Below are 11,070 nucleotides of genomic sequence, written 5' to 3' on the forward strand. Positions count from 1 at the left end.
ACTTCAGGTAAATGACCAAGCGCGAATCTCACAAGCAACGAAGCAATTGGCCTGCTATGCAACGGTCTCAATTTGTTGATAACTTTTTGAAACTAAGATTGAATGGGAAGAGCCCGGTACAATACCGAGCTCTAGATCAGAATAAATAATTATTAATTTGTTCAATTGTTGCGACTAATTCATTATGAAACAGTCTCAAGTTAAATATTACAACTGAAGATACTCTATAATAGATATTTATTTCTTATTCCATCCATCAGGCATCTTTATAAGCAAATCATAGTTTTTAATAATTAGCTTAGGACCCTGATAATAATTAACTTTAAAGTTTAAATCATTGCCTTTAACAATTAAACTTACCCCTTCAACAAAGACTGAATATTTTTGCAATGATTGCTTAGGAAAAGATTCGAGCGTCATAAAATCCTCTGATAATTTAAAAATTACAGGGACAGAATCATCTCCATTGTAAGGCATCATAACCTTAAATATATTTGCTTCCTTTCCTCTAAATACGCTACCCTTAAAATCATCCGTACCAACCAAAACATCATACTCATTTATGGTAGCTTTTCCCAAAGGAATCCATGTTAAAGCCTTTGTGGCTGAAACAATAATAGAAGACTTACCTGAATATGAAACTTGCTTCTCATCTTCAAATGACAAGTTAAATGAATAACTTTCCAGGTAAGGTAAAGATTTAAAATCTTTAACCTTAATAATGATATACGTAGATGATACACCTTTTTCAAAGTTGACACTTGAAGGAATATCGAAATACGTCAAAACTTCTTTGGATACTTTGGTTATTAATTTAGCAGTATATTCCTCATTTGGATTAGATCTTGCCACCTGGATTTTTATTTCAGGTTGTGCTATAGAGGTTGAATAGCTTTTTTGCAAGAATGTAACTCCATTAAATCCTGATTCAACGGAATATTTTACACCTTCAGGCTCTTTATTGCAAGATGAGAATAACCCAATAGCACAAAGAAATGCCAAAATTAATCTTAATATATTAGTCATGTTCTTTTATTTTAAAGTTGGACAATTGGATTTTGATCTTTACCCGGATCCATTGATTTGTTTCCATTAAACTCCTCCATAGGAATTGGCAAAATAAAATTGGGAGCAGCTGCAGTGGTATTTGATGCATCAACCTTTACTCTATGATTAGATCCGCTATAAGACCTATTGTAGCCTAAATGTAGCCTTTGCAAATCCCATATTCGAGGTATTTCACACCATAATTCAATTCTTCTTTGTAATAGAATCTCCTCCATCAATGTAGTTGGAATTTGATTAGTATCCTTACTATAATCCTTACTATCAGATAATTTAGACAATACATCCTGAGCTTTTGGATCGCGCAAGTCCATGAGTTTTTTAAGATTAGCTTTAGCATCTCCAAACTTCCCTAATTGACACTGAGCTTCAGAAAGAATTAATAACATCTCTTCCATTCTCATATAAATATAGTCACCCGTCTGATCACTTGGATTATCAAATTTGAATTTTTCTTGACAATATGAAACTTGATCTCCCAATGCAGCATCCTCAGGCAGTACACTATTCCACCAAGACTCTTTACCAGATTTCCTTAAATCTGTACCAGAAATTTGGTTGTATAATCCCGTAGAAATGAGTTTTCTTGACTTCTCTGCATAAAATCCTTTGGAATTAGAAGCATCAAAATGACCAAAAATAGAAAGGATAGTCAAAGACTGATCTTTTAATATCTTTGAGCCCCACAATACAGAAGGAGCGTCAACCTTATTAAAATGACCTAATTCCTTCATTGTTGCTAATTTCTTAGATGGATTTGACAAAGCTGCTTGAGCAGCGATTTCTGCCTTCTCAAAATCATGCATAACCAAAGCAACCCTTGCTTTGAATCCTTGTGCCACATAATAGTCAATATGAGACGGATCAACCTGATTTTTCCGTCCAAGCTTCTCAAACATAGAGATTGCTTCATCTAAATCCTTATTGATTTGGGTATATACATCCTTTACCGTACCTCGAGGCTTACCTTCGGATTTGATAGATACCGGCTCTGTATAAACAGGAACACCTGGCTTATCTTGATTACCATCATATGTTTGTTGGTATAGCTGAATAAGATTAAAATAAGCAAATGCTCTTAAAGCTTTAGCTTGGGCAACCACATTTTGGCCTAAAGGATCAGTCAGTCTCTTCTCCGAGCCTATAATCTCATTTGAATTATTAATAATTGTATAATTCATATTCCACATCTGATAAGAATGCCCACTTTTGTGAATGTAATCACCTGCTATTTGTAGTGTATAGTCATAGTAAAACCAACCTGATCCAGATTCTTTTATAACTAAGTCTTCCCCCCAGGCACTGCACATAATAGGAATAGTCATCAATCCTGGATTTTCATGAGTCCAACCACTTCCCCAACCAGCAGTATACAGAGACCTATATATACCATTTATTGCAGTTTGGGCATTTTCGCCATCTTTAAAAAGCATATCATAGGGGACCTTATCTGTCGGATTAGTATCTAATTCGTCAGAACAAGAAGGAAATGCAAATATGGCTAATAATGCCATTATATATATATTTTTCTTCATAAAGCCAAAAAAATTAAAATTTAACATCAAGACCAAAAGCAATCATTCTTGTAGAAACGTAGCTATGAGATGTACCCCCTGTTAAAGACATCTGAGGATTCATTCCTTTCAAATGGGTAAACATATACACATTATCGCATGTAGCCGTCAATCTTAACCCAACTATACCCCATTTTTGAACCCATGTCTGAGGTATATTATAACCCAAAGAAATATTCTTTATTGCAAAATATGAAGCATCAATAAGATCAGAATCAGTCGTTGTATACTTAGAGCCTATTTTTATTCTTGGGATATTCGTTACTTGCCCTGGAGTTCTCCAAGCATTCTTAATATGAGTAGAAAAATTAGAGCCTAATTGATCTGGTCTTAAAAATCCGGAATACACTCCATCCAACATTTTCCCGCCAATAGAGTAAGTACACATAACACCAAAATCAAAGTTTCTATATTTTAATGAGTTTTGGATTGAACCTGATAAATCAGCAAATCTATTTCCGGCGACTACTCTGCATGACTCAGCCTTTGTTCGGTTAGATGTGATATATTCCGGGCCTTTAGCTCCGTCTTTATCTGTATCCCAAACTTTAAATAATTGTTCTCCTGTTGCCGGATCAATTCCCGCTGATATAGGTAGAAAATAAGAGTCATACACTTCTCCTTCACGTGTTATACGCGATCCAGAAATAATATCTTTTCCATTAATAAGCTTATCAACTTTGTTCTTCATTGTAGCCCCCATTAAGGAAAGATTCCAGTTAAAATCTTTAGTTTTAATTATATCCCCAGACAGTGAGACCTCAAACCCGGAGTTAGTCATTGAACCGACATTATCATTATATCCATCATAACCTAATGAGGAAGCCATCGGAACGAACATTAACATATCATTTGTTTTTCGAGAATACCATTCTATACCAAACTTCAGTCTGTTAAAAAGTGAACCCTCAACCCCAATATTAAAATTACCATTCTTCTCCCATTTCAAATCAGGATTTGCTAGGCTTCCCAACATCGCTCCAGGGAAGCTGGCATTTGGATATCCTAAGTCATATAATTGTTGCCAAGCATATAACATACCTATACTTTCATTTCCTTGCACCCCGTAACTCATTCTTAAAGAGAGCTCGTCAACCCATTTTACATCTTGCATAAATTGTTCTTTGCTGACTCTCCAATTTCCGCCTACAGACCAGAAATTACCCCAACGTTTTTGTTTTCTAAAACGAGAAGAAGCATCCCTCCTATAACTAAATGAAAAATAATATTTGTTATCAAAATCATAATTAAATCTTGACAAGATAGACTCGATACGATGATTATTCATGATACTGGATGAGGATTGTTGCACTGCAGCTGCATCTAACTCGTAAAGACCAAGAAAAGGAAAATTAGTTTTGTAACCAGACAGTTTATTTGCTTTATAACTATAGAACTCATGTCCCAATAATAAATCCACATGATGAGTATTAAACCTTTTATCATAAGTCAACAATTGATTGAAGGTGTAGGAAAAGAATCTATCACTGTAGTGTGTTGCAGATCCATGTGACTTCTTGCCATCCCCATTATTAGGATTTCTGTACGAAAAAGCTCTATAATTAATTAAATCAAAATTAAAATTTAATGCAAATTTTAGCCCCTGAAGTAAATTGTCTTTGGTATTTTCAATATTTATATATGTTTTACCACTTAGATTGTCATTATCTGTATTTGACTTGTCGTCGTACAAGGTGGCGACTGGATTATTATTTGGGATAGCTCCAGCCGGACGAAACTCTCCATAATCGAACACAAGCTTGCCGTCTTGATTAATAGGATTAAAGTTTTCATCTAATTTATACAAAGGATATATAGTAGGCATGCGTTGAGCAGTAAACCATACATTTGCATTTTGAGAACCGGAACCTAATGCATAATTACTCTCTGACTTTGCATAGTTAAAACTTAAACCGCCATTCATCCAATTAGTCATCTTAGTGTCAATATTCATTCGTCCCGTATATCTCTTAAATGAAGTTGTTTTTAACAGTCCAAGCTCATCCAAATATCCGAGAGAGTACATCCATTTAGTATTATCAGATCCTCCTCTAACAGAAACAACATAATCTTGACGTAAAGGATTATTTCTCATAGCCTCCTTTAACCAGTCGGAATGATAATTCAATTTGGCAGAAGGATCCACAAGGCCTGTTGCCGGGTCAATTAATTTCTCTGCAGGCATGTTGTATGGATTATACATCTCTTTATTACCGAAAATAGGCTCATTACCGGAGACCATATCTCTGACTGCTTTTTTGCCGGCATCGATAGGATCTAGACCTGCATCTAAATTAGTATTTTTATAGTGCTGATACATTGCCTCAATAAAGCCGGCAGCATCAACAGTTTCATATCGTGGAATTGCACGAGAAGAAAAACCCCAAGTTGCTTTAAAATTAACAGCAGTTTTACCAGCTCGCCCTTTTTTAGTTGTAATCAAAATTACCCCATTAGCTCCTCTTGCACCATAAAGAGCTCCAGCAGACGCATCCTTCAAGATAGTTATAGTTGCAATGTCATCTGGATTTATAGAGTTAATATAACCATCATAGGCAGCACCATCCACAACATATAACGGGCTTGCACTTGCATTCATTGAACCAATACCACGGATCATGATTGAAGCCCCCTCCCCGGGTTGTCCAGAGCCCGAAGTAGCCATAACCCCGGGGGCTAAACCGTCTAAAGCTTTCGTAACGTTAGAAATAGGTCTTTCAGCTAACTTATCAGACTTTATTACAGCTGCAGACCCTGTAAAAGATTCTTTTTTTGTTGTTCCATAAGCAACAACCATAACTTCATCCAATTGTTTGGAGTCGGATTTCATGATAATCTTCATATTGGGCTGGATTTTGACTTCCAAATTAGCCATACCAACAGAAGATACTACAAGAATTTTGGCATCAGCCGGTACTGAGAGGGTAAATTTACCGTTCACATCCGTAGCAGCACCAATCTTAGTGTTGCCTTTAACAAAAACAGATGCGCCTATGATAGGCTCATTGTCTTCAGCAGATATGACTACACCCTTCACAACCTTCTGTTGTGCCAAAGCAATCCCTATCGAGGCAAAAAGGATTGCAAAAAACAGCGTAAATCTTTTCATACTCTAAACTTTAAATTATTATAATGTTAGGAAATTATTTATGACTTAAATTCGAATGACCTCTCCTCATTATTTTTTATAGTATTAGTCCTGCTAATATAGCAGTTTGTTTTTTAATACAAAAATCTAGATAACAAAAATTTACTTCAGGATGATTATTCCTGTCAATTAGGAATTATAACATGAAAAAAATAAAAGAAATCAAATTATTTTAAAATAAAAGCATCATAATGAACAAATCTATCCAAATGACACTATTTATTTAGTTTTTAAAATTTGCTTTTTATGTTTTTGGTATTCTGTAATTGATTACAAATTTATAAGTGATTGAAATAACAGATTGACTTCTAAAAAATTCATCACGAGAAAATATAAAAAACACTCTGATGAGCCTGTATGATAGGATATTACTCAGAAAAAGAGCCCTTGTGGAAACCGTTAATGACCTACTCAAAAACGTTTGTCAAATAGAGCACACACGACACAGAAGCGTCAATAATTTCGCCATTAATTTGATTGCCGGCATAATTGCCTACAATCTGCTACCAAAAAAACCGGAATTAAACCTAGAAATCATACACAATCCATCAACCCACTAGCACCCCACGCTTAGACCGAACTAACGTTAAAATAAATAAAATGCAACAGGCATAAGCAAAGCAGGTCCAATGCTTTTTAATTTGATAAAATAGAAAATAAACACATGTATACTCTTTGCCATTATAAAACATATGTGTCATGAGATGCGTTATTGATATAGTTTATGATATGATTGAAAGGTTCTATTTAAAATATTTGTTATGCCAATCCCTCTCATTTATCTTTGCGATAGCAAGAAACAAGACAATTAATAAAATTAATAAAACAAAAAATTTATGGCAAGTTTAGTAGGAAAAAAAGCGCCTTCATTCAATGCAACAGCAGTGAAAGGCAGCGAAATCATAGAGAATTTCTCTTTGGATCAATATCTGGGTAAGAAGTATGTAATTTTCTTCTTCTATCCCATGGACTTTACCTTTGTTTGCCCCACAGAACTTCATGCTTTCCAAGCCAAGTTGGCTGAATTCGAAAAGCGTGATGTGGCAGTAGTGGGTTGCTCGGTAGATTCACAGTTCTCCCATTTCCAGTGGTTACAAATGGACAAGAGCCAAGGTGGTATCAAAGGTGTAGAGTACCCTATTGTGTCTGACTTTGCGAAAACGATTTCGGATAACTACGGTGTTCTTGCAGGAGAAATGGATTACGATGAAGATGGCAATGCCTATATGACCGGCGAGCCGGTAGCTTATCGTGGTCTATTCCTGATTGATAAATCGGGAGTAGTGCGCCATGTGGTAATTAATGACCTCCCTTTGGGGCGTAATGTAGATGAAGCACTTCGTATGGTAGAAGCTTTGCAACATGTTGAAAAATACGGTGAAGTTTGTCCTGCGAACTGGAATGAAGGCCAAGATGCAATGAAAGCAGATAACAAAGGTGTATCAGAGTATCTAAGCAAGCACTAATCTCTCTTCCGACCAATCTTACAAAAGATTGTTTAATGAGAGTATCATATAAGAATTCTCATTATTTACGGGATGAGAAAATCATAAATAGCAAGGGTGATGTAAATCAATAAGATTTGTATCACCCTTACTATTTAATATCAATAAAAGATTATTGTAAATGCTTTCAAACTCCCAGCTCTTCACATTATATCATAATGGAGCAATAGCGTATGAATGTGATTTTATGTTCAAGCAGGAGCCACTACTTTGATGGATCGCGGTAGCACTTCTATAATAATCTTCTTACCCATGTTTACAGCATCGCCATCAAGATGCACCACACCGTCCTTTTCCCTGCAAATGGTTACTTTCTTTGTTTGGTAAATCTCTGTATTGGAACTCTTATCCAACTGCTTTGTAAAAAGTTGTAAAGCCATCTGTGCCGCTCTTATATCATGAAACGGTTTCATAATCACCAGATCCATCACTCCGTCTTCCATGCTGGCATTGGGTGCAATATAAGCATTGTTGCCATATTGATTAGCGTTGGCAGCAGCAATCAAGAAAGCCTCCTTCTTCAACTTTTGGTCATTAAACTCCACATCATAATAACCGGGAGTATAAGATATAAACTTTTCAATAGCTGTCTTGACGTAAGCTATGGGACCACGGAAAGGAGACTCGGCAAACTTGGCACTTACTTCGGCATCAAACCCCATACCACAAGTACAGAAAAAAGGATGCTCATTGGCCTTACAACAATCTATAGTCCGTACACGGCCTTTTACCAGTTGCTCTATAGCCCTACCCTCGTTCATTGACAAGTTCAGCGCTCTTGCCAATCCATTACCCGATCCCTTGGGTACAATGCCCAAGATAGCGCTGGAGTATAGCAAAGCTTTGGCTACTTCGTTTACTGTACCATCCCCCCCCACAGCAATGACCATATAATACCCATGGTCTACCGCTGTACGGGCAAGGTCATAAGCATGTCCGCCTTCTTTGGTATAGGTAAGAAATAATTGGATATCTGTGTCTCTGAAAGCATCGGCCAAAAGTTCCGGAATACTTCCTTTGGAGCTAATCCCTGAAATAGGATTGATAATAGCCAGAGCCTTTTTCATCTCATATCCAGATTAGCAAGGCGTGTCTCAGCCAAGCGCTCATATTTCGTCCCGGGACGACCATAGTTGCAATAAGGCAAAATACTGATGCCTCCGCGAGCCGTAAAGTCTCCCTGTATCTCAATGTATTTAGGATCCATAAGCTTTATCAGATCTTTCATGATGATGTTTACACAATCCTCATGGAAAGCTCCATGGCTACGAAAGCTGAATAGATAAAGCTTTAAGCTTTTGCTTTCCACCATTTTTATATCCGGGATATAATTAATGTATATTGTGGCAAAATCAGGCTGTCCTGTTATTGGGCAAAGACTGGTAAATTCAGGACAATTGAATTTGACCCAATAATCATTATCTTGATGTTTGTTTGTAAATGCTTCCAATACTTCCGGGGCGTAGTCCTGACTGTAAGTTGTAGAGTTGCCCAAATGAGTTAGTTCATTTTCTCCTTCTCTGATACTGCTCATAATATATTACAATATTGTATTACTGATTAATAGGAATAAAAGTGATAGCTTGCCCCCCACCGGGAGCCATCATAATGTTTATCTTAGAATTGGCATCCACAGTCTCTTCTACTATTTCATAGGCTAGAGGGTTTGTTCTCCAATGTGACTTCTCGGTATCCATATAGCGTGTTGCTGTATATTGCACTCCTTTTTCCAAGAAGTTGAGAGGGATATTTACTTCCTTAGCTTTTTCATTGGTTATAGCACCCAAGAAAAATCTATCTTTTGCTCGTCTTGCCACCACATAGAATTCTCCCGGCTCGCCGGCTAAGGGATATGAACTATCGATGTCGGTATCATAGTCCTTAAAAAAACGAAAAGCAGGATGATCCTGATAGTTCTCGATCTGATCTGCAGCCATCTGTAGCGGAGAGTACAATACTACCCAGTTAGCTATTTGCTTAGCAAGAGTGCTGTTTACCCGGCTATTGCCTTTATCGAGTCCATTCCATTTCTTACGCTTGGGAGATTGCTTACTCTTCTCTAGCTTTATATCAAAAATCCCGGGGGTATAATCCATTGGTCCTGATAAAAGGCGTGTAAACGCCAAGATTGCCTGATGCTCGGGAGGGTTACCTTCGCTCCAAGCATTCCATTCCATTCCGCGTGCACCCTCACGAGTCATCATATTAGGATAAGTTTTTCTTATACCAGTATCTTTAATGGGTTCGTGAGCATCTATCATTATTTTATATTTAGCGGCAGTCTCCACCACCTTGCGATAGTGGCGTACCCCATACTGCGAATGATGTAGATATTTACCAGGAAAAGCACCCGCATAACCTGTCTTTACAACATTTACGCCACGGGCAGCATACCAAGCAAAAGCACTATCGAGCACACTTTCGTAATAGGGGATATTACCACCTGTCTCATGGTGACCGATCAGTTGAATATTTTTGGATTGCGCATAATTGACTATGCTATCCATGTTAAAATCGGCATATGGACAAGTATAACAAAAGTGTTGGCTACCGCCCCAGTTTTCCCAGCCCTCGTTCCAACCTTCAAAAAGTACAGCCTGAATATCATTGTCGGCAGCAAAATCAATATACTTCACGGCGTTTTCAGTGGTAGCACCATGCCTGTCATCCATTGTCCATGTTTCTAAGCCCAAATGCATTCCCCACCAAATACCAACGTATTTCATGGGCTTTATCCAGGATGTATCTTTTATTTTGGATGGTTCATTGAGATTGAGCCATACATTGCTGGCAGGCAAGTCTATCGCTCTTCTGCCAATGATAATACTGCGCCAAGGTGTCACAAACGAAGCCCCCATACGGGCCTTAGTACCATCGGGCAGAGGGATAAGCTCCGCTTTCAGTCCGAGAGCATTAGAAGGGTCTTTTTTGAGTGTCATCTCAGGAAAATCCGTGAGAGCCGCTTCATGTAGCGAAACGTATAGCGAGTCTGAGAATTTAAATGTAATAGGCGTATTGGCATCCTTAAGTTTGGAAAGAGCTAATTTACGGTATAGCAATTCATATGTATCCCCATTAGCGGGAATAGACCATGTAAGCGCATCGTGAGTAAAGCGAAAGGAAGTCAATTCATCTTTGATCATTACGGAATCAGCCTTATTCTTAGTCTCATAAGCATAGCGAAAAGCCATACCATCATCAAATACTCTGAAAATAACTTCCATTAAGCCTCCATCATCATTCTTAAGAGGTATGCGCATCTCATTGTAGCGGTTACGAACTTCTTTATTTTCACCCCAAGGCATGGTGTAAGAGCTATCTACACCGGCAGTACTCACTAGTAGAGGTGTAAAACCATCGCTTAGCCTTTGCCCACTGGATGCTACAAATCCCAGACGAGACTTATCGATCAATAAAGAATCATCTACTTTAAAGCTATAAAACATCTCACCGTGATCATTCAACACAAACTCTACCGCAAGCCTATTGTCGGGAGAAGTGATTACAACCGGTTGCTTGCGGGGATATCCGCATGAAGAAAACACTATGCACAGCACACTGCACAGCAAGATAAGTTGGCGATGTATATGAGGATGTTTCATAAGTGCAAAGATAGGCAAAATCAGATTAGGTTATAATCCCACAATACCAAACAAGATTCGATATCACTTTAACACAATACCTCATAACGCCCCTACGTCCAAACATCTTGTATCATCCCCTCCTCACCATAAAACCACACACACATTTATATAAAAAACTCCCGCGTGGCTTTGTA

8 protein-coding genes and 1 pseudogene are annotated in these 11,070 nt (G+C 37.6%); 3 read left to right on the plus strand and 6 right to left on the minus strand.

Annotated features, from left to right (window positions below; translation table 11 throughout):
- The first annotated feature begins 11 nt into the window (after positions 1 to 11).
- A complete protein-coding gene (locus VYJ22_RS10605) occupies positions 12 to 149 on the plus strand; it encodes a hypothetical protein (protein WP_329904030.1) in 138 nt (45 codons plus the stop codon).
- Positions 150 to 237: 88 nt separating this feature from the next.
- On the opposite strand, the gene VYJ22_RS10610 is transcribed toward VYJ22_RS10605, so the two are convergent.
- From VYJ22_RS10610 to VYJ22_RS10620, 3 genes are read right to left on the minus strand one after another with little or no spacing between them, the layout of a single operon-like run.
- Positions 238 to 1,026 carry a hypothetical protein gene (locus VYJ22_RS10610; RefSeq protein WP_329904031.1) on the minus strand — a complete coding sequence of 263 codons (789 nt, stop codon included), beginning with the start codon at positions 1,024 to 1,026 and terminating at the stop codon, positions 238 to 240.
- Positions 1,027 to 1,037: 11 nt separating this feature from the next.
- Positions 1,038 to 2,600 (minus strand): RagB/SusD family nutrient uptake outer membrane protein, encoded by a 1,563-nt coding sequence (locus tag VYJ22_RS10615; protein ID WP_329904032.1) that lies wholly within the window; start codon positions 2,598 to 2,600, stop codon positions 1,038 to 1,040.
- A 13-nt stretch (positions 2,601 to 2,613) separates the two neighbouring features.
- Positions 2,614 to 5,748 (minus strand): SusC/RagA family TonB-linked outer membrane protein, encoded by a 3,135-nt coding sequence (locus tag VYJ22_RS10620; RefSeq protein ID WP_329904033.1) that lies wholly within the window; start codon positions 5,746 to 5,748, stop codon positions 2,614 to 2,616.
- A gap of 362 nt (positions 5,749 to 6,110) precedes the next feature.
- Here VYJ22_RS10620 and VYJ22_RS10625 point away from each other — a divergent pair.
- Positions 6,111 to 6,347, plus strand: a pseudogene (locus VYJ22_RS10625) (transposase); the annotation flags it as partial.
- 276 nt (positions 6,348 to 6,623) lie between these two features.
- On the plus strand, positions 6,624 to 7,253 hold the full coding sequence (locus tag VYJ22_RS10630; RefSeq protein WP_329904034.1) for a peroxiredoxin: 630 nt from the start codon (positions 6,624 to 6,626) through the stop codon (positions 7,251 to 7,253).
- A gap of 230 nt (positions 7,254 to 7,483) precedes the next feature.
- On the opposite strand, the gene VYJ22_RS10635 is transcribed toward VYJ22_RS10630, so the two are convergent.
- From VYJ22_RS10635 to VYJ22_RS10645, 3 genes are read right to left on the minus strand one after another with little or no spacing between them, the layout of a single operon-like run.
- Complete coding sequence (locus tag VYJ22_RS10635) at positions 7,484 to 8,359, minus strand: diacylglycerol/lipid kinase family protein (protein WP_329904035.1); 876 nt, start codon at positions 8,357 to 8,359, stop codon at positions 7,484 to 7,486.
- Entirely contained in the window at positions 8,356 to 8,826 is a 471-nt protein-coding gene (gene queF / locus VYJ22_RS10640) for a preQ(1) synthase (protein WP_329904036.1), read from the minus strand. Before queF ends, VYJ22_RS10635 begins: the two co-directional genes overlap by 4 nt.
- A 19-nt stretch (positions 8,827 to 8,845) precedes the next feature.
- Positions 8,846 to 10,894, minus strand: coding sequence for a glycoside hydrolase family 97 protein (locus VYJ22_RS10645; protein ID WP_329904037.1), 2,049 nt, complete (start codon positions 10,892 to 10,894; stop codon positions 8,846 to 8,848).
- Positions 10,895 to 11,070 lie beyond the last annotated feature (176 nt).

The organism is Porphyromonas pogonae, from assembly GCF_036320655.1.
GTDB classification, from domain to species: Bacteria; Bacteroidota; Bacteroidia; order Bacteroidales; family Porphyromonadaceae; genus Porphyromonas; species Porphyromonas pogonae.